This window comes from Rubrobacter taiwanensis (assembly GCF_004337705.1).
GTDB lineage: Bacteria > Actinomycetota > Rubrobacteria > Rubrobacterales > Rubrobacteraceae > Rubrobacter_C > Rubrobacter_C taiwanensis.
Genome location: NZ_SKBU01000002.1, coordinates 1 through 21,809 on the forward strand (window position 1 = coordinate 1; position 21,809 = coordinate 21,809).

Consider the following 21,809-nt stretch of genomic DNA (forward strand, 5'->3'; position numbering starts at 1 on the left):
GGACAGATCGGTCTGGTATGCTCTTCTCATCATGCTCGGTAGGGTACCGAGTCACTGCCTCAAGACCACTTTTCGGACGGTTTCTTACGAGTCGTCCGCGAAGCGCACCGCCGAGGCAATAGGAGACATCCTCCGCGACTAGCTCCCGGTGGTATCAGAGTGGTATCAAAAGAGCCCCGGTTCGGCTCCGGGGCCTTTTGCTCTTTCGCGTTTTACCTGCAAATCGTGGGAAAAATAAAGAGCCGACGAGCGGACTCGAACCGCTGACCTGCTCATTACGAGTGAGCTGCTCTACCAACTGAGCTACGTCGGCCCGGATTCGGGGGCAGAGTATACCGCAGAACGGGCCGCGTTTCTAACCCGAAATACCCTATGGGGGCCGGACTGCGGCCCCCATAGGGCGTTTGCGGCTACTGGTAGATGTCCCCCACCTTCATGGTCCCGCGCTCGATAAGCTCGACCCGGTAGCCGTCGGGATCGGCGACGAAGGCGATTCTGTAGTCGTGCCCTTCGACGGTCATGGTCTTGGGCTCCAGGGTGACCTCCACGCCTTGCTCCTTGAGCCGGGCCACGGTCCCTTCGAGATCGTCCACGATGAAGGCGATGTGGGAGTAGCCGTCACCCACCTCGTACGGTTCCGTCCGGCCGTGGTTGTGGGTCAGCTCCAGCATAGGCTCCTCGGGGCTCTTCTCCATGGCGAAGAAGTAGTTGGTGGCGTCGGAGAAGTGCATCTCCCCGACCAGCTTCATCCCCAGCTTGTCTACGTAGAACTCCTTGCTGCGTTCGGGATCCAGGATCCGGTAACAGGTGTGTATGTATCTGGGGGTCAACCTTACCTCCTCTGTAGCTCTTTCTCCACGGTCTCAGAATGATACAGCCCTGCTCTTACCGCGCTACCTGGGGCAGGTTGGCCTCCCCTTTCAGTTCGGCGCGCCGGCGGCGCCCAAAAGCATCGGCGGCCAGCATGGCGTCCACGACCATCTCGGGATAGACCTCGAAGGGCTCGTTGTGGATGGTCTCACCTTCGGCACACGCGGCCTCGGCGACCCGCTTCAGATCCTCCCGGTCGATGCCCTCAAGCCCGATATCCTCTAATGCTACCGGGAGCCCCACTTCCAGGCAGAAGTCCACAACCTCTTCGATCACCTCCGCGGGCCGCTCCTCGAGCATGAGCATCGAGACGACCCCGAATGCCACCTTCTCGCCGTGCCAGTAGTGGTGCGTCTCTTCCAGAACCGTGAGCCCGTTGTGGATCGAGTGCGCCGCGGCGAGCCCCCCGGATTCGAATCCGAGGCCCGAGAGCAGCGTGTTGGCCTCCACCACCTTCTCCACCGCCGGGGTGACTGCATCCCGCTCTACCGCGAGCCGGGCCGCAACGCCGTGCTCCAGCAGGGTGTCGTAGCAGAGCCGGGCGAGGGTGAGGGCGGCCAGCGTCGGAGCCCCACCGGCCATGGCCTGCCTGCGGGTGCGGGCGGAGGCCTCGGCCTCGAAGTGCGTGGCGAGCCCGTCCCCGATGCCGGCGACCAGAAAGCGGACCGGAGCCCGGGCTATGACCTCCGTGTCCACCAGTACCGCGTCGGGATTGCGTTCGAAGAAGCGGTACTCCTTGAAGGTCCCGTCCTCCTCGTAGACGACCGAGAGGGCGCTCGTGGGAGCGTCGGTCGAGGCTATGGTGGGCACTATGACGAGCGAGAGCCCCGCCGGGTTGGCCACCGCCTTGGCCGTGTCCATGGTCTTCCCGCCTCCCACGCCCACGATCGCATCGGCCCCGCCCTCCGAGGCGATCTGCGAGACGCGCTCTATCTCTTCCGGGGAACACTCGCCCCGGAACTCGACGTGTGTTGCACCGGATACGCCGTCCAGCGCACCGCCCAGGATCTCCGGCACGACGGGATCGCTCAGGATCAGAGGCTTTTCACAGCCGAGCCGGCCCAGCACCTCCTCCAACCTGCCCATGACGCCCCGTCCCTGAACGTACTTCCCGGGCGCGGCGAAGACCGCAGCCAGGGGTTCCCCTTCAGATCTCATACAGCCTCCTCTCTCAGGCTCCTAAAGGCGACGAGCGGCCTCTCCCGCGGCCCACCGCACCAGATCCCGCAGGGCCCCGGCCTCCTCCACGAAGCGCCGGGCGGAGGTCGAGACCCCGATGGCCCCGGCCACCGATCCGTCCTCCAGCTCTATGGGGGCCGCCACGCAGCAGAGGTTCTCCGAGAACTCCTCGATGTCCGTTGCGAAACCGATCTCCCTCACCCGCCTCAGGTGCTCCTCCAGCCGCTTCGGTTCTACTATGGTGCGCGGCGTAAAGGCCTCAAGAGGATACTCGGCCAGGTACTCCGTCAGCGCCTCCCGGCCGGCCCCGGCGATGAGAACCTTGCCGAGCGCCAGCGCGTGCGAGGCCCCGTGGAAGCCCTGGACTATCCCCACCGGCGGGCTCCTGGGCGGTGTCTCCAGGTGAGCCACCGTAACGGCGCCGTCGGCGAGTATCCCCAGATACGCGTGCCGCATCGAGCGCTCTGCAAGCTCGCGCACCACCAACTCAACACCGGAGATATCCGCCCGCGGGAAGGCCCTCTCGTACAGCAGCGGGATCTTGGGGCCCAGACGGTATCCCCGGCGGGCCCCGGCCCGCTCTATGTATCCCCCCTCCAGCAGCACATTCAGTATGTAGTAGCAGTTGGAGAGGCTCACACCCAGCTCCCCGGCGAGCTGCCGGGCCGTGACCCCCTCCCGCTCGCTGATGATCTCCAGCGCCCTGAACACCCGCCGGGCGCTCCTGAACTTGCTCCGCCGGTCCCCACCGGTCCGCGCCAGATCCCGCCGAACGCTCTCCTCCATCATCGCCCCTGCCCCTCTCGATACGAATGCCCAGAGCAGCCTCACCTATCATGTTATACGGCCCGAGAACGGCAAGAGGAACGTTTTTCCTATATTGTTGTAAAAGTTTCTGCTTTTAGCCTCCCGATCAGGTAGTGCCGGATATAATTTTTTTCAGTCATAGGGAGGTCTTCGGGAAGGAGATACAAAAGGGGGTGAATATAGCGGGAAGAGGCTTCGGGCAGCAAACAAAGAGGCATTCCGGGCAGGACAGGGAAAGGACACAGGTTGTACGAGAAAGACGGCGAGAAGTACTTCGTGGTCGACGGGCACGTCCACTACTGGGACGCCAGCCCGGAGAACACGGCGAACAAGTACGGCGAGGGGTTCATAAAGTGCTTCTACGACTACCACAAGAACCTCTCTCCCGAAGAGTACATATGGCCCTTTGAGAAGTACCGCAAGTACTCCGCAGAGGAGATGATGCACGACCTCTTCGAGGTCGGGTATGTGGACGTGGCGATCTTCCAGTCCACCTATCTCTCGGACTTCTACCACAACGGCTTCAACACCGCCGAGCGCAACTCCATCCTCAAGGAGCGGCACCCGGACAAGTTCATCGTCAACGGCTCCTTCGAGCCCCGGCTCGGCGAGGCGGGGCTGGAGAACTTCGAGAGGCAGGCTCGGGAGCAGGGCTGGCAGGGCGTCAAGCTCTACACCGCCGAGTGGCACGAAGACTCCAAGGGCTGGAAGCTCGATGACTACTGGTCGCTCAAGCATCTGGAGAAGTGTGCGGAGCTCGGCATAAAGAACATCCACGTCCATAAAGGGCCGACGATCTGGCCCCTCAATAGGGATTCGTTCGACGTGGCGGATGTAGATCGGGTGGCCTCGATGTACCCCGAGCTCAACTTCATCGTCGAGCACGTGGGGCTGCCGCGGCTGGAGGATTTCTGCTGGATCGGCACGCAGGAGCCCAACGTCTACGGCGGGCTGGCGGTGGCCATGCCCTTCATCTACGCTAAGCCGCGCTACTTCGCTCAAGTTCTCGGCGAGCTTTTGTACTGGCTCGGGGAGGACCGGCTGCTCTTCGCCAGCGACTATGCGCTGTGGCACCCGAAGTGGATCGTGGAGATGTTCGTGGACTTTGAGTACCCCGGAGACGCGGAGTTCGACGACTACGCCGAGGTCACGCCGGACATAAAGCGCAAGATCCTCGGCCTCAACGCCGCCAGGCTCTACGACATCGAGGTGCCCGAGGAGCTGCAGCTCATCACCGCCGACCAGGGCACCGGCTTCGACGTCGAAGAGAAGCCGGCCACCGAGAGATGATCGAACGCGAGAAGGTTCTGGACGCCCTCTCGGGCGTCCGGGACCCCGAGCTGGACGAACCGATCACGGACCTGAGGTTCGTCGCGGGCGTGGAGATCTCCGGCGACGAGGTGGAGGTGCGGCTCCGGCTGCCGACCTACTTCTGCGCTCCCAACTTCGCCTACCTGATGGCGGCGGACGCGAAGGCGGCCGCGCTCTCCGTACCGGGCGTCCGGGAGGCGCGGGTGCGGCTGGAGGATCACTTCACATCAGAAGAGATCAACGCCGGAATAGCCCGAAACAGCGACTTTGAAGAGACCTTCACCGGTCTTGCGGACGGCGAGCTGGACGAGCTGCGCGAGCTCTTCCGGCGCAAGGCGTTCGTCGCGCGCGGGGAGCGGCTCTTCAGGGAGCTTATGCGCGAGGGACACTCGCCGGAGGACCTGGCCGCGCTGCGCGTAGGGGACCTGCCGGAGAGTGAGACCGCGCAGAAATACCTCGAGCGGCGGGCGGAGCTAGGTCTCGACGTCTCGCCCGAATCCCCGCTGGTAGTGGACCCCGAAGGCAACAGAGTCCCCGAGGAGGCCGTGGTGGCGCACCTGCGCTTCGCCCGCATGACGCGCGTCAGCATCGAGGGCAACGCGTCCCTGTGCCGGGGGCTCCTGAGAACCCGCTACGGCCTAGCAGGAAAGGAGGAAGCACTGCTGTGAAAGCGGCGCGTTTGCACCGGTACGACGCGAGCATCCCCTCGGACAGCCTTAGGGTGGAAGAGGTGGAGGAGCCGAAGATCGAAGGCCCCTTCGACGTCATCGTGCGGGTCGGGGCCGCGGGGCTCTGCCGCACCGACATACACATCATCGAGGGGCAGTGGCAGCCCATCCAGGACCCCGAGGGCACCCTGCTGCCCTACATTTTAGGCCACGAGAACGCCGGCTGGGTGGAGGAGGTGGGCTCCGGCGTAACGCACGTGGCGCCCGGGGACACCGTGATCCTGCACCCGCTGATGACCTGCGGGCTGTGCCGGGCGTGCCGGGCCGGAGACGACATGCACTGCGAGAACGGGGAGTTCCCGGGCATCTCGCGCGACGGAGGATTCGCCGAGCTTCTGAAGACCAACGCCCGGGCGGTGGTGAAGCTGGACCCGATCCTGAAACCGAAAGACATCGCGGCTCTGGCCGATGCGGGCCTGACCGCCTACCACGCCGTAAGGAAGAGCGTCCCCCACCTCTACGCGGGGACGAAGGCCGTGGTTATCGGAGCCGGGGGACTCGGGCACATCGGCATCCAGTGCCTCAAAGCCCTCACCCCGGCGGAGATCATCGTCGTAGATCCCAACGAGAAGGCGCTGGAGCTGGCCAGAGAGCTCGGAGCGGATGAGACGGTGAAGGTCGAGCCCGGATACGTGGACACGGTGCTGGAGATGACCGACGGCAAGGGAGCCGAGGTCGTCTTCGACTACGTGGGTGAGCGGGGAGCGGAGGACGACGCCTGGAAGATGACGCGCCAGGGCGGATCTCACTACGTCATCGGCTACGGGGGCACGGTGGAGGTGCCGACCATAGATATAATCTCGACCGAGCGCTCCGTCGTGGGGAACCTGGTCGGCACCTACAACGACCTGGCCGAGCTGATGAACCTGACGGCGCGCGGGCTGGTGACGCTGCACACCTCGACCTACCCGCTGGATGCTGTGAACGATGCCATCCAGGACCTTAACTCGGGCAACCTCCAGGGCCGCGGGATCCTGATCCCCCAGGAAGCGGCCTGAGAAACGCTCCTCCCGAGAGCCGGGGGGTTTCGCGCTCCCCGGCTCTTTTGATCCCCCGGGACTCGTCCGGAGCCCGAAAATGTATACTTGTTGCCGGAGCGGGCTCTCTGGAAGGGAGGGATTTGTCCGGAAGCGGAGTTCGAGCCCTCGTGGCTGCGGCCGCACTGATACTGCTGGCCCCGGCATGCGGAACCGCCGGGAGCGGGGAGCTCTCGGAAGTCCGGCTCGCCGTCGGGTCGAAGGAGTTTACCGAACAGCTCCTGCTGGGCCAGATCACGATCCTGGCGCTCGAGAACGCCGGGGCCGAGGTAGCAGATCAGACCGGCATAACGGGCTCGGTCGCGGTGCGCGAGGCGCTGCTCATCGGCGAGATAGACATGTACTGGGAGTACACGGGGACGGGCTGGACCGTCCACCTGGGCGAGACCGAGCCGCCGGACACTCCCGAGGAGCAGTACGAGGCGGTGGCCGAGCGCGACCTGGAAGAGAACGGCATCCGGTGGCTCCCGCCCGCACCGGCCAACAGCACCTACGCCTTCGCCGTGCGCAGCGAGGCCGCCGAAGAGCTGGGCGTCGAGAAGGTCTCGGACTTCGGACGCCTGATCCAGGAAGACCCCCAGGCGGCCAGCCTCTGCATAGGGACCGAGTTCGCCACCCGCGACGACGGGCTGCCCGGAGTCGAGCAGGCCTACGGTTTCGAGTGGCCGGAGCAGGCGATCACCCGGATGGACGAGGGCCAGATCTACCAGGCCGTCGACCGGGGCAACCCCTGCAACTTCGGCGAGGTCCTCGCGACCGACGGGCGCATCGCGGCGCTCGGCCTCACGATCATCGAGGACGACCGGAACTTCTTCCCCGTCTACAACCCCTCGCTGAACGTGCGGCAGGAGGCGCTGCAGGAGCACCCGGCGATAGAGGAGATCTTCGCCCCCATCTCCGAGGCGCTCACCACCGAGACGCTGCAGGACCTGAACGCCAGGATAGACGTGGAGGGCGAACTGCCCGAGACCGTCGCCGAGGACTGGCTGCGGGAGAACGGCTTCATAGAGTGAGAGCTACCCGGCGGGGCGCTTAGGCCCGGCCCCGCCGGATCCTCTGCAGCAGGCCCTGGTTGGCGGCCACGCTGCCGCCGCGGTAGAGCGTCATCTGCACGATCCGGAGCTCGCGCTCCGAGAGCTCCTCTCCCCGCTCGTGCTTCCGGAGCGCTTCATCCACCCGGCGGCGCATGCCCTCTCTGTCCGGCGGCCTGCTCTTCATGCTTCCAGAGGCTCGATCACGGAGGGCTCGTCGTTGCGGGGGTTGTTGACGCGCCTGCCGACCGGGTAAGCCACCAGCCCGTCCCCGGAGTACGGCCGCAGCAGCGACCGCAAAAGATCCGGGTCTTCCGCCTCCAGCCACACCCCGTAGTCCTCAGGCTCCAGGATGACCGGCATCCGGTCGTGAACCTCGCCCACCACGGCGTTCGGCCCGGTAGTGATAAGCGCGCACGACTCCACGGGACCGTCCGGTCCCTCCCACCGCTCCCAGAGCCCGGCGAAAGCGAAGGGCTCGCCGCTCCGCAGCCGGAAGTAGTACGGCTGCTTGCCGCCGTTGAGCTTCTTCCACTCGTAGAAGCCGTCCGCGACCATCAGGCACCGCCGCCGCCTGAAAGCCTCCCGGTAGGCGGGCTTCTCGGCTACGGTCTCGGCGCGGGCGTTGATCATGCGGTAGCCGATCTCGGGGTCCTTCGCCCAGAACGGGATGAGGCCCCACCGCAGCAGCTCCATCCGGCGCTCGCCGCCGGCGAGCCGCACGGCGGGCACGCTCTGGGTCGGCGCGATGTTGTACCGGGGCGGAAGCTCCGGGACGCCGCTCACCCCGAAGGCCCGCGCCAGGGTCTCCCGCTCCGTCGCCAAAGTGTACCGGCCACACATGGTGGCTCAGTTATACCAGAGTCCGCCCCGTTCTCCACTACCCTTTTGAGGCGAGGCCCGGAATCCCGGCCGCGCTCTCCGCCGCCCGCACGGCGCGCAGTATGGACTCCTGCACCACCTGGGCCGCCCGGGCTCCGACCACGTCGGTGAGCGCCTCCACCTCGCCCGTGGCAGCGGCGAAGATGGCGTCCCCGTCGTAGGTGGTGTGGGCCGGATATACGGCGCGCGAGACCCCGCTCTGCGCCATCTGGGCCACCTTGTTGGCCTGTGCCTTGGTGAGCCGGGCGTTCGTCGCCACGACCCCGATGGTCGTGTTCTCGGCCGCCCGGATGCGCCCCGCCGCCCGAGCGAGCAGCTCCACGCTGTCCGCGAGCGAGCCGTCCTCCCGGCGCGGACCGGCCAGGATCTCGCCCGATCCAGGCTCCCGCACGTCGCCCAGCGCGTTGACCACGACGAGCGCTGCCACCACGAGCCCGTCCTCCAGCCGCACCGCCGCGCTCCCCACCCCGCCCTTCATCGCCCGCTCGGGACCGAGCATCTTGCCCACGGTGGCTCCCGTGCCGGCTCCCGCGTTCCCCTGCGCGAAGTCGTATCTCCGGGCGGAAGATGCGGCCTCGTAGCCCATCCCGGCGTCGGGACGGGCGCGGGGAGAGCCGATGCCGAGGTCGAAGATCACGGCCGCGGGCACTATCGGGACGCGGGCGACGCCGACGTCCACGCCCCGGCCCCGCTCCTCCAGATAGCGCATCACGCCGTCCGCGGCGGCGAGCCCGAAGGCGCTGCCCCCGGTGAGCAAGATGCCGTGCACCTCCTCGATGCGGTTGAGGGGGTCCAGCAGCGCCGACTCCCGCGTGCCCGTGGCCGCACCGCGTGCGATATCCGCCCCGCTGACGGCGGGCACGTCGAAGATCACGGCCGTGCAGCCCGTCAGGCCCTCCGGGTCGCCCGCGTGTCCCACCCGCACGCCGGGCACGGCGCAGAGGTTGTCCAGGGCCACGGGCTACTCTCCTTCCGGCTCTTCCCGGTCCTCCCGGTCGGCGGGCTGCACTCCGGGGTTCTCACGCGCCAGCCGGTCTAGCGGGATGAGCTGCCGGTCGGAGCGCTTCTCGCCAAACTGCACGAAGACCGCGTCCTGCACCACGGCGTAATCCACGACCTGCCCCTCCTGCCCCTGGTAGGTGACGGTCGAGTTCTTGAACGGGGCGCGCTCCTTGAACTCCTTGTAGACCTCGTGCTCGTAGCGCATGCAGCACTTGACCTCGCCGCAGACGCCGTAGATCTTGTCGCTCGGCGTGATGCCCTGCTGCTTGGCGTGCCTGACCCCCACTGGCTGGCTGCGGCACCCGCTCCAGATGCTGCAGCAGAGCGGCAGCCCGCAGGTGTCGCACCCGCTGGCGCACCCGGAGCGCTCGATGAACGAGAACTGCTTGAGCGTCACCCGGAGGTTGAAGGTCTCCCTGAGGCGCCGGATGATCTGGCTCAGGTCCACCCGGCTCTCGGCCGCGTACTTGACCTCGGCGTGCGAGCGGTCCAGCGAGACGTCGCACCCGATGAACTCCACGCCCCGGATCTGGTAGTCGCGGACGAGCTTCTGAGCCTCCTTGCGGATCTCGCGCCCGTACTCCCGCAGCTCCCGCTCCAGCCGGAAGTCCTCCTCGGTCGCTATGCGCACGACGCGCAGCGGCTTCGTGTGGGGCTCCCGGCGCCGCGGGACGGAGGTGACCTGCCCGATGTACTCGGACCCGTCCACCTCGACCACCGCCTTGTACCCGACCCACAGCTTTAGGTCGCGGGCGTCGAAGAGCCTCGGCACCCGCTGGCCCGGAATCCGGATGTCTACCAAGCGGGGGAGGATGCGCGCGTCTGTCGCAGTATCCGTAATAGCGCCACCTCCAGAACAGCCTCTAACGTCACATTATACGTTAACTGCCCCCGGCACTCCGCCGCAACCCGCGCAGCCCCGGCCCAGTCCGCGCCCGGATAGCGCTCCACCGCCTGCTCCAGCTCCTCCCGCCGGTCGGTGTTGGCGATCAGCTCCGGCACCCCGGCGGCCACCGCGGCCAGATCCCGGTACACCAGCGCCAGGAGCTCCAGCGCCTCAGCTGCCGCCCGGTCCCGGCCCGCGCGCCGCGCCCTCCGCGCGCCCTCCTTCACCCGGCGGCCGCTCTCCTCCCATTCCCCGGCGCGCGCCAGAAACGCGGCCTCCTCCGCCGCCCCGACCTCCTCGGCGCGCGCGGCGATCCGCTCCACTGCCTCGTGCAGCCCCTCGAAGTCCTCCGGGAAGCTCAGCCCGGCCTCGAAGACCGCCTCCCGCATCTCCCGGAACCCGGGCTCCTCGGCGTACCGCAAAGCAAGCCCCACGCTCCCCCGCCCCAAAGCGGCCCACAATCCGGCCCGCTCGACGCCGCGCCGCTTGAGCAACTCCTCCACCTCCGGTACCGGGACCGGGCTGAAGCGCAGCGAGCGCGCCCGCGAGGCGATCGTCTCCAGCACGCTCTCGCGCGAGATTGCGAGCAGGAGGAAGACGGATTCGCCCTCCGGCTGCTCCAGGGTTTTCAGGAGCGCGTTGGCGGCCTGGACGTTGAGGGTGTCCGCCCGCAGGATGAAGACCCGCCGCACTCCTTCCAGGGGCCTGCTCGCCGCGAGCCGCACCACCTCCCGCGCCTGCCCGATGGTGGTGAACGCCCCTTCCGGCTCCACCTCGACGACGTCCGGGTGCAGCCCCGCGAGCGCCCGGCGGGACGGCTCTCCCTTCGAGACCAGAACCGCCGCGAACCGCCGGGCCACGGTGCGCTTCCCGACGCCTTCCGGACCGTGGAAGAGGTAGGCGTGGGAGAGACCCCCGCCCGCCAGTGAGCTCTCCAGCGAGCGGATGATATCCCGGTGCCCCACTATGTCCCCGAAGACGCTCAACCCCTCCTCAGCCCCGATATCTCCCGGTGCACCAGCGCGGCCAGCTCCTCCGGCGGCCGCTCCGCGTCCAACACCCGGAAGCGGTCCGGCTCCCGCTTCACCAGCTCCTCGAACCCGGCCTCCACACGCCGCATGAACTCGCTTCCTCCCGCCTCCAGCCGGTCCAGCCGCCGCCGCGTACGCCGGGCGCGCGCGGCGGCGGAGAGCTTCAGGTAGAAAGTGACGTCCGGCCGCAGATCCCCGACGGCGAAGCCGTTGAGCCGCCGCACGAGCTCGACCCCCAGACCCCGGCCGTACCCCTGGTAGGCGAGGCTGGAGTCCAGGTAGCGCTCGCAGATCACACCCCGCCCCGAGCGAAGGTGCGGGATTATGTCCCGCCGGGTATGGTCGGCGCGTGCCGCAGCGTACAGGTACGCTTCCGTGAGGGAGTCCATCTCCAGCTCCGGGTCGAGCAGTAGCTCCCGGATGCGCTCCGCCGCCGGACTCCCGCCGGGCTCCCGGGTGAAGTGAAACTCCGGCAGCAGCCTCTTGAGGTTCCCTACCAGGGTGGACTTGCCGGAGAAGTCCAGCCCCTCGACGGTCACGAAGATTCCCCGGGAAGCTGCCAACTGCTAGGCGGCGGGCCGCCGCCTCTTCCTGCGCTCTTCGGCGGCCTCGACCAGAGCCCGGAAGAGCCCGAGCTGTCGCTCGTGGCGGGCGTGCATAGCCTCCGCATGCCACTGCACCCCGAGGATCCAGTGCGCAGACATCCCCCCGGTCTCAACGGCCTCTATCACGCCGTCCGAAGACCGGGCCACCACCCGCAACCCGGCGGCCAGATCCTTGATGGCCTGATGGTGGTACGAGTTCACCGGCACCCTGCCGGCCCCCGTGACGCCCGCGAGCACAGAGCCCTCCTCCACGCGTACGGAGTGCGTGGGGTGCCAGCGCGGGGCCGTCTGCTGGTGCCGGAGATACGCCCCTTCGTACTGGGTGGCGATGTCCTGATACAGCGTACCGCCCAGCTTGACGTTTATGAGCTGCATTCCCCGGCAGATGCCGAAGACCGGGATGCCAAGCTCCAGCGCCCTATCCATCAGCGCCAGCTCGAAGAAGTCCCGCTCGGGGATGATGGTCTCTATCTCCACCACCGGCTCCTCGCCGTAGTGGGCGGGGTCTATGTCGCTGCCCCCGCCGAGGACTATGCCGTCCAGCCTGGAAGCCATCTCCTCGATGACCGCCTCGTCTACCACGGGCGGCAGGACCATCGGGATGCCGCCGGCCCTCGCGACCCCGTGCACGTAGTCCATGTCGGTCCGGGCGAACCCGTTCGTGGGGCCCGTGCCCACGGCCTCCCGGTCCACCTTCAGCGTAGCCGTCACACCTATAACGGGCGTCAACTCTCGCTCAGCTCCTCCAGCTCAGAATATGGCCGCGTAACAACTGAGGAGGGAGATGGCCAGCATGATCCCGTAGCCGGCCCAGCGCGTCCCGCCGGGCGCGGAATGCTCCCCCGGCGCCTCGCTCAGGAGCTCGAGCTCTATCCGCTCTTCGACGTTGTGGACCTCTCCAGATCTCTCCGCTTCGAGGGACCCGATGGTTCTCCAGCCTCCTCCCGCTTACCGTCCTTACGCTCCTGCCGCTTGGGACAGTCCAGGTTTATGCAGGTTATCCAGGGCCGGCGGCCGCCGATTACCTTTATCTCCGGCGCGCCGCACGCCTCGCACCGCCGCCCCAACGGAATGATATCGCCCCGGGGCGGCAGCGAGAAGGTCACCCGGCACTCGGGATACCCCTCGCACCCGGCGAAACGCTTGCCGCTCTTGCGGTTGCGCCGGATCACCAGGTTCTTGCCGCACTGCGGGCAGGGCCCCAGGACCTGGTCCTCCCGGATGCCGCTCCAGACGATGCCGGCGAACGCCTCCTTGGAGCCCTCCAGATGCTTGTAGACCCGCCGCAGGATCTCCCGCGAATCGTCTACCACGGAGTCCTTGCTGACCTTCCCCTCAGAGATGTCATCCATGCTCTTCTCCAGCCGGGCGGTCATCTCGTGCGTGGCGATCTCCGAGGCGTAGTCCTTAAGCGCCTTCGCCACCGCCATCCCGGTCTCGGTCGGCACGAGCGGGTCGCCGTGCACGTACCCCCGGTCGTAGAGGTTCTGGATGATCGCGGGCCGCGTGGCCTTCGTCCCGAGCCCCAGATCCTCCATGAGCTGGATGAGCCGGCCCTGGCCGTACCGGCCCGGCGGCTGCGTCTCCTTGTCCAGCAGGCGGGACTCCACCACCTCGAGCTCCTGCCCCTCGCTGAGGCGCGGCAGCTCCTCGTCCGGCTTGCGCCCGTACGGGTAGACGGCCAGAAACCCCGGCTCCACGACCACCGTCCCGCCGGCGCTCAGCGGCTCCCCGCCGCTCTCCAGCTTGACCGTGGTGCGCTTAGTCTCCGCCGGACCGGACAGAGTAGCCAGAAAGCGCCGCACCACGAGCTCGTAGATCTTCCACTGGTCGTCCCGGAGCGCCTTCCTCAAGGCCGAACCCGTGGGGTAGATCGGCGGGTGGTCTGTGGTCTGCCTCTTGCCCCGCGTGGGCGAGAGCCTCTTCGCCTTGAGCAGCCGCCCGGCATACTCTCCCACACCCTCCACGCGCGTCAGGTTCCCGAGCACCTCCCGCAGGTCCAGCGACTCGGGATAGACGGTGTTGTCGGTTCTCGGGTACGAGATGTAGCCGTCCATGTACAGATCCTCGGCTATCCGCGCCGCCCGCGAAGGGCTTACCCCGATGTTCGCCGCAGCGGCCAGAAACGCCGTCGTGGAGAAGGGGGTGGGCGGCTGGCGCTTGCTGGACCGCTCCCGGACCTCCACCACCCGCGCGGTGGCGGCCAGGTTCTTAAGCGCGGCCTCGGCCCGATCCTTCTCCTTGAACCGCCCCGCAGCATGGCGGGCCGTGAACACCTCGCCGGCGCGCAGGCCCGCCTCTACCTCCCAGTAGGGCTCGGGCCTGAAGCGCCGGCGCTCCAGCTCCCGCTCGGCGATCAGAACCAGCGTCGGCGACTGCACCCTCCCCACGGAGAGGAAGGAGCTTCCGTACCGCCTGGTCGCCCGCGAGACCCACCGGGTGAGGGTCGCTCCCCAGATGAGGTCTATGTCCTGCCGCGCCTCGCCCGCGGCCGCAAGCTCCCGGGAGACCTCGGCGAGCTCGTCGAACGCCCGCGTGACCTCGCCCCTGGTCAGCGCCGAGAAACGGGCGCGCTTGACGTGGTCCATCAGCTTCGGGTTGGCCTCAAACGCCAGTGAAAGCGCATCCACCCCGATGAGCTCGCCCTCCCGGTCGTAGTCGGTGGCGATGATGACCTCATCGGCCTTCTTGGCCAGCGACTTGATCGCCTGCGCCACACCTTTCTCGGTAACCGTCTTGCGGACCTCGGCGTCTATCAGCTCGGCAGGCTCCACCTTCTGCCAGTTGGAGTACTCCTCCGGGAACTCCAGCGTCAGCACATGCCCCTTGAGCCCGACCGACACGCACTCATCCCCCCTCCACTCAAAGGTGTGGTGGGGTATGCTGCGGTATTTGCCCTCCCTGACCTCGCCCTCGGCTAGGAAACCGGCGATCTTCTTCGCCGTGTTCGCCTTCTCACTAATAATTAGTCGCATATTGTTAAACTTTATAACACATTGGACGATCCGGCCATGCCTTTCACGAGTTTTTCTGCCCGACCCAGATCCGCAGAGCGCAGAGCCCCAACACACCGAGCAGGACGGCGAACCACAGGGTCACGAGCCGGATGATGAGCGTCAGGGCACCCGCGACGCCGGCCGCCAGCCCGGAGATGGTGTGCAGGAGGCCGGCTATGCCGGCCTCCGCAGCTCCCAGCCCCCCGGGCAGCATGCTCAGCGACCCGGCGATGGAGGCCACCGCGAAGATGAATGTCATCTCCAGAAACGGGATCTGGAGCCCCAGCGCCACCGCGCACAGATAGACGGCCAGGATCTCAAAGCCCCACCCCGCGAAGGAGATGAACGAGGCCACGGCCAGCGGGGCCGGGGCCAGGAGCCGGTTCGAGGAGCCGTGAAACTCACCCACGTGCGGGGCGAGCCGCCTCAAGAGCGGCAGGTTCCTCAAGAGGCGCTCCGCCGCCAGCGAGAGCCGCCGCGAGCGCAGCACGGCCACGCCGGCCGCGGTGAGGCCCGCGAAGGCGAGCAGGAGTCCCGGACCGAACTGGAACGCCAGAGCGCCCATTAGACCCCAGGCGATCATGCCCGTCCCGTCCGTCGCCCGCTCGGCGAAGACGGCCGGGGCGGTGCGGGCCACGGGAGCTCCCACCGTCTGCCGCAGGAAGACGCTCTTGAGCACCTCCCCGAGCTTGCCGGGCGAGATCGTCATCGAGAGCCCGGCGGCGAAGATGGCGAGATCCACCCTGCGGTCGGGAGCGGGGACCTTCAGCATGCGCAGGTAGTAGCGCCAGCGCGCGTAGCGCACGAGGTACGAGAGGGTCACGAGCCCCAGGATGAGCGGTATAAGCCCCCAGTCGAGGGCGGCCAGTGCGCTCCGGAGCTCGTCCACGCCGGAGAGGACTGCCAGAACGAGGTAGACCCCCGCCCCCAGTGCGAGCGCCAGCAGGAAATTCCGGCGCAGGCTCTCCAGGACGCCGCTACCGGACGACATACAGGATCACCATCACCACCGCCAGCCAGAGCAGGAGCGTCACCTGCAGAGGCCTGTCCTTCAGGAGCAGCACGTCCGGGTTGTCCCCTCCGTCCCGGTGTACCAGCAGCATGTAGCGGAAGACGCCGTAGATCACGAACGGGATGCTGACCATCATCCACACGCCCTCGTAAGCGAAGAACGTGTAGAGCGAGTAGGCCATGATCGTGGCCGCCAGCACCACCGTCATCATCTCGTCCAGCATGGGGACCGAGTAGTCGGCGAGGTTCCTGCGCGTGCTCTGCGCCCCCTCTCCGAGCGAGGCCAGCTCGTAGCGGCGCTTGGAGAAGCCCAGGAAGAGCGCCAGCAGGCCCGTGCAGGCGATGAGCCACGGCGAGATCGGGGCCATCACCGCCGCCGCGCCCGCCAGTGCCCGCAGCACGAACCCGAAGGCTATGGCCATGACGTCCAGGATCGCGAAGTGCTTGAGCCAGAGAGCGTAGGCGACCTGCAAGAGGAGGTACGCACCACCGGCCGCCCCCACACCCCAGCTCACGGAGAACCCGAGGGCCAGACCCCCGGCCGCCAGCAGCCCGGCGTAGGCAAGGGCGGCCCGCACGGAGATCTCGCCACTGGCCACGGGGCGGTGGCGCTTGCGGGGATGCTTGCGGTCCTCCTCCACGTCCAGCGCGTCGTTGGCGGCATAGACGGCGCCCGAGAGCGCGCAGAACGCCGCGAACGCCAGCAGCGCCGCCAGCAGCGAGGAGAGCTGCAGCGCCTGCTCGGCGAAGATGACCCCGGCGAGCACGAACCCGTTCTTGGTCCACTGTTTGGGACGCGCCAGCTTCAGGTATGCGCGTAGCGGGCTCCGTGGATGACCGGCCTCCATGAGCGGGAGTTTTACCACAAACCGGGGCGGCATCTCACCCCCTCGAATAAAATCTCCGTCTGAGCCGCGACATCGAGGCCTCCGGACAGATCCGGGGCGTCCCGCCGGAGAAGGCAGAGCCGTCGGGATGACGCACCGGGCGACCGGCGCCGTCGGCGCATCGAGGAGCCGGAGGTCATAGCGTGGCGCTGCATCCGGGCGGCGGAGGGACGCGGCGGCCGGCGGGTCTTTAGGCCCGCTCTTCGTCGCCGGGGAAGCGCTCCGGCAGCGGCCCCTCGGTCACCGGGTTCACGTACCGGGCGATCAGGATGCTCACCTCGTAGAGCAGGGTGAGCGGGATCATCATCATGATCATGCTGAACGGCTCCGCCGGGGTGAGCACCGCGGCCACCACGGCGTTAACTATTATGGCGTGGCGGCGGAACCTGCGGAGCGTCGGGGCGGTTATAAGACCGAGCTTCGCGCCCACGTAGGTGGCAGCCGGAACCTCGAAGGCTATCCCGAAGGCCAGCAGGAAACGCATGACGAAGGAGAGGTAGGCGTCCCCCGTGATTATCGGCTGAAAGCGGTCTCCGCCCCACCCGATCAGGAAATTCATCGCGAACGGCAGGACGAAGTAGTAGGCGAAGGCCGCCCCGGCCAGAAAGAGCAGGGAGGCCAGGGTCACCAGCGTGTAGGTAAAGGCGCGGCCCACCTCGCCCACCGCCGGGACCACGAAGGCCCACGCCTGGTACAGCGCCCACGGCAGCGTCAGCATCAGCCCAACGTAGAGCGTGATCTTGATGTCGGTCATGATGGCGCCCGTGACGCCGGTGAAGTTCAGCTGGCCGCCGAGACGCTCCGCGGGAGCCAGCAGCCAGTTGAAGACCGGCACCCTGAAGAACCAGGCCACAACGACCACCGCGACGAACGCGATCCCGACCCGGATGATCCTGGACCGCAGCTCGTCCAGGTGCTCGACTATCGTCATTCGCGCTTCGTCGTCGCGCGAAGCCGAAGGCAGTCTCAGACGGCCGGCCATCTGGCGGTGAGGCTTACAGGTTCCGCTCGGTGCGGGCGCGCTCCTCTTCCTCGGAGCCGACCTCCTGGCGCTCGTTCAGCTCCCGCCGCTCCTTCTCCTCGTCCGACTCGTCGTAGGCGCCGGAAGAAGACTTCTTGAACTCCCGCACGCCGCTTCCGAGCCCGCGGGCGAGCTCCGGGATGCGCCGGGCCCCGAAGAGAAGGAGGATGATGACCAGCAGAATCAGTAGCTCAGGTCCCCCGATATTACCCACGAACGGCACTGGAATCCTCCTGACGCGATCTCTGCACGACCTTCATGATTATATCCTACGGTCCGGGGCCGGGCTCCGGATCATCTCAGCAGCCCTCCGCGACCGCCTCTTCCTTGGTTCCGTAGACGTCCAGCGTGCTCTCCAGCCCCGTCATCCTTATGATGCGTGCGGCCGGACCGCCGTCCCGCAGCACGATGCGCAGCTCCATCCCGGCCGCCTTGAGCTCCCGGTAGCGCCCGATCAGCACGCCCAGGCCGCTGGAATCTATGAACTCGACCCGCGTGAGGTCCACCACCACGCACCTTACCGGCGCATCCGCCGGAGGCGTGGCCTCAATGATCGCGGTCCGGAGCCTCGGAGCCGAACTCAGGTCTATCTCTCCCGTGACGGTCACCACCGGCACGCCGCGAACCTCGGTAACGAGCGCGGCGAACTCCGAAACGCCCCGGTAGCTCTCGCCCCCGCCGGGCCCCGCGAGGCCCATCAGGGCCGGCCCTCCCCGCCGGAGCGCAGCAGGTCGGAGATCTGCTGCCGTATCTGCTCGGCCTGCTCGCCCTCGGGTTCGAGCTCCAGATACCTGTTCCAGTGCTCGATCGCCCGGCTCTCCTCGCCCGCGGCGCTGTAGGCGTCGCCCGCCGCCAGGTGAGCCTGGGCGTTCCCGGGCTCCATCTCGGCAGCGGCCGCGTAGGCGTCGCCCGCCCGCCGGTTGAGCTCGTCGGCCCGGTCCGGGTTGTTCGCGGCCTGCTGCTGGTAGACCTGGCCCAGGATCAGAGGGATGTCCGGGTCGTCGGGAGCCACCTCGCGCCCCTCCTCCAGCGTGGCCACGGCCTGGTCCAGATCTCCCGTCTGGATGTAGAGGAAGGCCAGGCGCTTGATAAGCTCGGGATTCTCGGGATTCTCCTGCAGCTGGGACCGGGTCTGCTCGATCTGCTCCTGCGGCGTGGGCCCTGCGGTCTCCTGCTGCTGGGGCGAGCCGCCGCCGAAGAGCTCGAAGATGTTGTAGGCCGGGAAGGTGCTGCCGATCCCCATCACCACGAAGGAGCCGACGAAGACCACGGCCAGCCCGATGGCTATGAGCCTCGTCCAGAAGCTCACCCTGCGGCGATCTATCATCATGGCACGAAGAAAACCTCTGCTTCTTCTCCCGGATACTCTCCTAGCGGGAGTATAACAGACGACCCCCCACGACCGTCGCCACGACCCCACCGTCCGCCGCAGCCTCCAGCACCTCCCGCGATGGCTCCCCGCCGCCTCCCGCCTCGACGACCGCGAGGTCCGCCCATTTACCCGGTGTGATGGAGCCGATCTCATCCTGCATCCTGAGCGCCTCCGCACCGCCGAGCGTGGCCAGCCGCAGCCCCGTCTCCCCGCCGAAGCCGTGCTTCTGGACGGCCGTCAGGGTCTCCTCGAAGAGATTCATGCTCGGGCTGCTCCAGAGACCGTCGGTCCCCATCCCAACCGGGATGCGGCGCTCCAGCATCCGGGGAACCGGCGAGACGCCGCACCCCAGATACTCGTTCGAGCGCGGGCAGTGCGCCGCCGCCGTCCCCGTGCGGGCCAGAATCTCCAGATCCTCATCCGAGACGCCGGTGGCCAGATGCGCCGCTATCGTGCCCGGCCCCAGCAGCTCTATCCGCTCGGCATACTTCACCGGCGAGACGCCGGCCCCGCCCCACTCGTTGCGGGCGAAGATGTTGGCCAGACCGCCAGTGCCCTTCTGCACGAACTCCACCTCTTCCGGGCTCTCCGAGAGGTGGATGGCGAGCCTCTCGCCCGCTTCGCGCGAGCGCCGGGCCGCCAGCCGGGAGGACTCCGGGTCCACCGTGTACGGCGAATGTACGCTGACCTCCACACTCACCCGCTCCGGTAATCCCCTCTTCAGCTCTCGAGTGCGGTTGAAGATGTACTCCACCGCCTCCTCCGGCGGGCCGATCTCGTGCGGGAAGAACTCCGCGAAGACTACCCCGGCAAGGCCGGACTCCGCAAGCGGCTTCAGGCATTCCCCGTAGGGCGAGGACTCGGCGATGTATGTGGTCCCGGTCTCCAGCGCCTCCCGGGCGCTGTTGCGGGCGGCCTCCTCGGTCCACGCCTCTTTCTCCGGCAGGCGCTCTATGAGCACCGAGAGCCAGCCGGCGAAGCTCCCGCCCGGCGGCTCGTCGCCGCGGCGGAACCCCAGGTGAGCGTGGGCGTTGATGCCGCCGGGTATGATGGTACAGCCGCGAAACTCCCGCACCTCGACCCCCGCGTTGGCGCGGCTGATCTCCTCCACCGGGCCGACCCCGGCGATGCGCCCGTCGCGGTCCACGACGACCGCTCCGCGCTCGACGGGCGGCGTCCCGACGGGGAGTACCAAGTCGGCGGCGTAGATGACAGGGAACTCCGGGGGCTGCACCCTAGAAGTCCTCCGGAGAGATGCCGGGCTCGAAGCTCCTGTCGTAGAGCGTGGAGCGCTTGGCAGGCCGGAAGCCGCTGCGCTCGATGATGCTCCGCAGCTCGGCCTCGGTGGTGTGGTACTCCGCCCCCGCCTCCTTCACCACGTTCTCCTCGATCATGATCGAACCCATGTCGTTGCACCCGGCGTGCAAGGCTATCGAGGCCGTCTTCATCGGCTGGGTCACCCACGAGGCCTGGATGTTGGGGATGTTGTCCAGGACGATGCGGGCGATGGCGGTGGTCTTCAGGTAGTCCAGCGAGGAGGCCTTCTTGAAGTCCGGGTGCTTCTTGAGGTAGGTGGTGTTGTCCGGCTGGAAGACCCAGTCTATGAAAGCGGTGAAGCCGCCGGTGCGCGCCTGCAGCTTCCGGACGTTCAGTAGGTGCTCGATGCGTTCCTCGTAGCTCTCGTCTATCCCGAACATCATCGTGGCCGTGGACTTCATCCCCAGAGAGTGCCAGGTCTCCATGACCTCCATCCACGCCTGGGTGGAGTTCTTGGCCGGCGAGATGCGCCTGCGGGTCTCGTCGGTGAGGATCTCGGCCCCGCCGCCCGGGATGCTCATAAGCCCGGCCGCCTTGAGCTCCCGCAGCACCTCTTCGAGGCTCAACCCGCTCTTGTCCACCAGGTGCCAGATCTCGGCCGGCGAGAGCGCGTGGACGTGTACCTGCGGGAACTCGCGCCGGATGGCCCGGATGAGGTCGGTTGTGTACTCCATCCCGATGTCCGGATGCAACCCTCCCTGCATCAGGATGCCGGTCCCGCCGAGATCCACGGTCTCCTGAATCTTCTGCAGGACCTGCTCGATCGAGAGGGTGTACCCGTCGCCCTTCTGCTCCTGCCGCTTGGTGCGGTAGAAGGCGCAGAACGAGCATGCGACCCAGCAGACGTTCGTGTAGTTGATGTTCCGGTCCACGATGTAGGTGACGATGTCGTTCGGGTGCAGCTCGCGGCGGATCGCGTCCGCTTCTGTGGCCAGATCTATGAAGTTCCGGTCGAAGAGCCGGGCGAGCTCCCGCTTCGCCTCGGCGTCCTCCAGCCCGGCGTCCAGTATCCCGTCCTCCAAGAGCGCGCTGTTGGCCATGCTATGCGATCACCCTCCTCAAAGTCCCGGGAGCAAGCCTCCCGAGCTCGCCCAGATAGCGGTTGAGCCCCCTCCACTGCAAGGCTCCGACCCGGTAGCCGATGCACCTCCCATAGTACTCTCTCAACTCGTCTTTGGTGGCCGGGGCGCCGCGGCGCAGAGCTTCGGCCGCGGCCTCCTTTACGTTGCGCTCCGTCCAGCTCACGGCGCGGGCCACGCGGTCGGCGAACCACCCGAACTCCGCCGGGTCCCGGCGCGAGACCCAGACGGCGTAGACCATCGGCAGCCCGGAGTACCGGCTCCACAGCTCCCCGAGGTCGTGGATGGCGGCGCCCGGCACCCCGCGCGCCCGCAGCGCCGTATCCCCTATGAAGAGCGCCGCGTCGTACTCCGGGAGGACCTGCTCCGGTCCGCCGGAGACCTCATCGTACTCCGGCCGCACCCCGTAGATCCGCTCCAGCAGAACCTTCGTGAGCCCCTGGCTCGTGGCCGACTCGCTGGTGAGCGCTACGCGCCGCACCTCCTCCAGAGGACGGTTCGCCGCGAGCAGCACGCTCATCACCGGTCCGTGCGAGGCTATGCCGTAGCCCGGCACGACCTGCAGCCGCCGGCGGTTCTGCGCCCAGCTCATGCTGGAGACGAGCCCGATCTCAAGCTCCCCGGAGTGCAGCGCGGCGTTCACCCGGGCGGGCGGCCCGCTCACCAGCTCGATTCCCTCGAGCCCCCCGGTAGCCTCAAGCCCCAGCCGCAGCGGCAGGCAGTTCAGATACCCGATAAATCCGACCCGCACCATCGC

24 protein-coding genes and 1 tRNA gene are annotated in these 21,809 nt (G+C 67.5%); 4 read left to right on the plus strand and 21 right to left on the minus strand.

Annotated elements, in window-relative coordinates:
• Window positions 1-240: 240 nt before the first annotated feature.
• The 4 genes from E0L93_RS00775 to E0L93_RS00790 form a co-directional block, all read right to left on the minus strand.
• Window positions 241-313: transfer RNA gene (locus E0L93_RS00775), tRNA-Thr, on the minus strand.
• 97 nt (window positions 314-410) lie between these two features.
• The gene (locus E0L93_RS00780; protein ID WP_132687274.1) at window positions 411-830 is read right to left on the minus strand and encodes a VOC family protein; all 420 of its coding nucleotides are present in this window, start codon (window positions 828-830) and stop codon (window positions 411-413) included.
• A gap of 55 nt (window positions 831-885) precedes the next feature.
• Window positions 886-2,028 (minus strand): glycerol dehydrogenase, encoded by a 1,143-nt coding sequence (locus E0L93_RS00785; RefSeq protein ID WP_132687276.1) that lies wholly within the window; start codon window positions 2,026-2,028, stop codon window positions 886-888.
• Window positions 2,029-2,049: 21 nt separating this feature from the next.
• Window positions 2,050-2,838 carry an IclR family transcriptional regulator gene (locus tag E0L93_RS00790; protein ID WP_132687277.1) on the minus strand — a complete coding sequence of 263 codons (789 nt, stop codon included), beginning with the start codon at window positions 2,836-2,838 and terminating at the stop codon, window positions 2,050-2,052.
• A 264-nt stretch (window positions 2,839-3,102) separates the two neighbouring features.
• Here E0L93_RS00790 and E0L93_RS00795 point away from each other — a divergent pair, with 264 nt between their 5' ends.
• The 4 genes from E0L93_RS00795 (at window position 3,103) to E0L93_RS00810 (ending at window position 6,945) form a co-directional block, all read left to right on the plus strand.
• Window positions 3,103-4,146: an amidohydrolase family protein gene (locus E0L93_RS00795; RefSeq protein ID WP_132687279.1), complete on the plus strand. Its 1,044-nt coding sequence runs from the start codon at window positions 3,103-3,105 to the stop codon at window positions 4,144-4,146.
• Entirely contained in the window at window positions 4,143-4,835 is a 693-nt protein-coding gene (locus E0L93_RS00800) for an iron-sulfur cluster assembly protein (protein ID WP_132687281.1), read from the plus strand. Before E0L93_RS00795 ends, E0L93_RS00800 begins: the two co-directional genes overlap by 4 nt.
• A complete protein-coding gene (locus E0L93_RS00805) occupies window positions 4,832-5,893 on the plus strand; it encodes an NAD(P)-dependent alcohol dehydrogenase (protein ID WP_132687283.1) in 1,062 nt (353 codons plus the stop codon). The genes E0L93_RS00800 and E0L93_RS00805 overlap by 4 nt, the downstream gene beginning before the upstream one ends.
• 122 nt (window positions 5,894-6,015) lie before the next feature.
• Window positions 6,016-6,945, plus strand: a complete 930-nt coding sequence (locus E0L93_RS00810) for a glycine betaine ABC transporter substrate-binding protein (RefSeq protein WP_132687285.1) — start codon at window positions 6,016-6,018, stop codon at window positions 6,943-6,945.
• 19 nt (window positions 6,946-6,964) lie between these two features.
• Here the strand turns inward: E0L93_RS00810 and E0L93_RS00815 are convergent, their stop codons facing one another.
• The 17 genes from E0L93_RS00815 to E0L93_RS00895 all read right to left on the minus strand — a co-directional run bounded on the left by E0L93_RS00815 (window position 6,965) and on the right by E0L93_RS00895 (window position 21,806).
• The gene (locus tag E0L93_RS00815; protein ID WP_132687287.1) at window positions 6,965-7,150 is read right to left on the minus strand and encodes a hypothetical protein; all 186 of its coding nucleotides are present in this window, start codon (window positions 7,148-7,150) and stop codon (window positions 6,965-6,967) included.
• A complete protein-coding gene (locus E0L93_RS00820) occupies window positions 7,147-7,806 on the minus strand; it encodes an SOS response-associated peptidase (RefSeq protein WP_132687288.1) in 660 nt (219 codons plus the stop codon). The genes E0L93_RS00815 and E0L93_RS00820 overlap by 4 nt, the downstream gene beginning before the upstream one ends.
• A gap of 37 nt (window positions 7,807-7,843) precedes the next feature.
• Window positions 7,844-8,803: a P1 family peptidase gene (locus E0L93_RS00825; RefSeq protein WP_207890248.1), complete on the minus strand. Its 960-nt coding sequence runs from the start codon at window positions 8,801-8,803 to the stop codon at window positions 7,844-7,846.
• Between the two features lie 3 nt (window positions 8,804-8,806).
• Window positions 8,807-9,649, minus strand: a complete 843-nt coding sequence (ricT, locus tag E0L93_RS00830) for a regulatory iron-sulfur-containing complex subunit RicT (protein WP_165874067.1) — start codon at window positions 9,647-9,649, stop codon at window positions 8,807-8,809.
• On the minus strand, window positions 9,643-10,719 hold the full coding sequence (locus E0L93_RS15625) for a DNA polymerase III subunit (protein ID WP_165874068.1): 1,077 nt from the start codon (window positions 10,717-10,719) through the stop codon (window positions 9,643-9,645). The genes ricT and E0L93_RS15625 overlap by 7 nt, the downstream gene beginning before the upstream one ends.
• Window positions 10,716-11,303, minus strand: a complete 588-nt coding sequence (tmk, locus tag E0L93_RS00840) for a dTMP kinase (protein WP_165874069.1) — start codon at window positions 11,301-11,303, stop codon at window positions 10,716-10,718. Before tmk ends, E0L93_RS15625 begins: the two co-directional genes overlap by 4 nt.
• A 27-nt stretch (window positions 11,304-11,330) precedes the next feature.
• Window positions 11,331-12,098: a gamma-glutamyl-gamma-aminobutyrate hydrolase family protein gene (locus E0L93_RS00845; protein ID WP_207890249.1), complete on the minus strand. Its 768-nt coding sequence runs from the start codon at window positions 12,096-12,098 to the stop codon at window positions 11,331-11,333.
• A gap of 140 nt (window positions 12,099-12,238) precedes the next feature.
• Window positions 12,239-14,344, minus strand: a complete 2,106-nt coding sequence (locus E0L93_RS00850; protein WP_132687293.1) for a DNA topoisomerase I — start codon at window positions 14,342-14,344, stop codon at window positions 12,239-12,241.
• Between the two features lie 43 nt (window positions 14,345-14,387).
• A complete protein-coding gene (locus tag E0L93_RS00855; protein ID WP_132687295.1) occupies window positions 14,388-15,356 on the minus strand; it encodes a lysylphosphatidylglycerol synthase transmembrane domain-containing protein in 969 nt (322 codons plus the stop codon).
• Window positions 15,343-16,257, minus strand: a complete 915-nt coding sequence (locus E0L93_RS00860; protein WP_132687296.1) for a decaprenyl-phosphate phosphoribosyltransferase — start codon at window positions 16,255-16,257, stop codon at window positions 15,343-15,345. Before E0L93_RS00860 ends, E0L93_RS00855 begins: the two co-directional genes overlap by 14 nt.
• Window positions 16,258-16,453: 196 nt before the next feature.
• Complete coding sequence (gene tatC, locus E0L93_RS00865) at window positions 16,454-17,194, minus strand: twin-arginine translocase subunit TatC (protein WP_207890250.1); 741 nt, start codon at window positions 17,192-17,194, stop codon at window positions 16,454-16,456.
• A gap of 64 nt (window positions 17,195-17,258) precedes the next feature.
• On the minus strand, window positions 17,259-17,507 hold the full coding sequence (locus tag E0L93_RS00870; RefSeq protein ID WP_207890251.1) for a Sec-independent protein translocase subunit TatA/TatB: 249 nt from the start codon (window positions 17,505-17,507) through the stop codon (window positions 17,259-17,261).
• Between the two features lie 76 nt (window positions 17,508-17,583).
• Entirely contained in the window at window positions 17,584-17,982 is a 399-nt protein-coding gene (locus E0L93_RS00875) for an STAS domain-containing protein (RefSeq protein WP_132687301.1), read from the minus strand.
• Window positions 17,982-18,614: a tetratricopeptide repeat protein gene (locus tag E0L93_RS00880; protein ID WP_132687302.1), complete on the minus strand. Its 633-nt coding sequence runs from the start codon at window positions 18,612-18,614 to the stop codon at window positions 17,982-17,984. The genes E0L93_RS00875 and E0L93_RS00880 overlap by 1 nt, the downstream gene beginning before the upstream one ends.
• Before the next feature lie 40 nt (window positions 18,615-18,654).
• A complete protein-coding gene (locus tag E0L93_RS00885) occupies window positions 18,655-19,890 on the minus strand; it encodes an amidohydrolase family protein (RefSeq protein WP_165874070.1) in 1,236 nt (411 codons plus the stop codon).
• Window position 19,891: 1 nt separating this feature from the next.
• Window positions 19,892-21,013: a cyclic dehypoxanthinyl futalosine synthase gene (gene mqnC / locus E0L93_RS00890; RefSeq protein WP_132687305.1), complete on the minus strand. Its 1,122-nt coding sequence runs from the start codon at window positions 21,011-21,013 to the stop codon at window positions 19,892-19,894.
• 1 nt (window position 21,014) lies between these two features.
• Window positions 21,015-21,806, minus strand: coding sequence for a menaquinone biosynthesis protein (locus E0L93_RS00895; protein WP_132687306.1), 792 nt, complete (start codon window positions 21,804-21,806; stop codon window positions 21,015-21,017).
• Between the last annotated feature and the right edge of the window lie 3 nt (window positions 21,807-21,809).

What these genes read in the sequence shown, in the direction of transcription:
- E0L93_RS00785 (WP_132687276.1), bottom strand. Translation starts at nt 2,028, where the DNA reads ATGAGATCTGAAGGGGAACCCCTGGCTGCGGTCTTCGCCGCGCCCGGG.
- E0L93_RS00790 (WP_132687277.1), bottom strand. Translation starts at nt 2,838, where the DNA reads ATGATGGAGGAGAGCGTTCGGCGGGATCTGGCGCGGACCGGTGGGGAC.
- E0L93_RS00800 (WP_132687281.1), top strand. Translation starts at nt 4,143, where the DNA reads ATGATCGAACGCGAGAAGGTTCTGGACGCCCTCTCGGGCGTCCGGGAC.
- E0L93_RS00815 (WP_132687287.1), bottom strand. Translation starts at nt 7,150, where the DNA reads ATGAAGAGCAGGCCGCCGGACAGAGAGGGCATGCGCCGCCGGGTGGAT.
- E0L93_RS00820 (WP_132687288.1), bottom strand. Translation starts at nt 7,806, where the DNA reads ATGTGTGGCCGGTACACTTTGGCGACGGAGCGGGAGACCCTGGCGCGG.
- E0L93_RS00850 (WP_132687293.1), bottom strand. Translation starts at nt 14,344, where the DNA reads ATGCGACTAATTATTAGTGAGAAGGCGAACACGGCGAAGAAGATCGCC.
- E0L93_RS00855 (WP_132687295.1), bottom strand. Translation starts at nt 15,356, where the DNA reads ATGTCGTCCGGTAGCGGCGTCCTGGAGAGCCTGCGCCGGAATTTCCTG.
- E0L93_RS00860 (WP_132687296.1), bottom strand. Translation starts at nt 16,257, where the DNA reads ATGCCGCCCCGGTTTGTGGTAAAACTCCCGCTCATGGAGGCCGGTCAT.
- tatC (WP_207890250.1), bottom strand. Translation starts at nt 17,194, where the DNA reads ATGACGATAGTCGAGCACCTGGACGAGCTGCGGTCCAGGATCATCCGG.
- E0L93_RS00875 (WP_132687301.1), bottom strand. Translation starts at nt 17,982, where the DNA reads ATGGGCCTCGCGGGGCCCGGCGGGGGCGAGAGCTACCGGGGCGTTTCG.
- E0L93_RS00880 (WP_132687302.1), bottom strand. Translation starts at nt 18,614, where the DNA reads ATGATGATAGATCGCCGCAGGGTGAGCTTCTGGACGAGGCTCATAGCC.
- mqnC (WP_132687305.1), bottom strand. Translation starts at nt 21,013, where the DNA reads ATGGCCAACAGCGCGCTCTTGGAGGACGGGATACTGGACGCCGGGCTG.
- E0L93_RS00895 (WP_132687306.1), bottom strand. Translation starts at nt 21,806, where the DNA reads ATGGTGCGGGTCGGATTTATCGGGTATCTGAACTGCCTGCCGCTGCGG.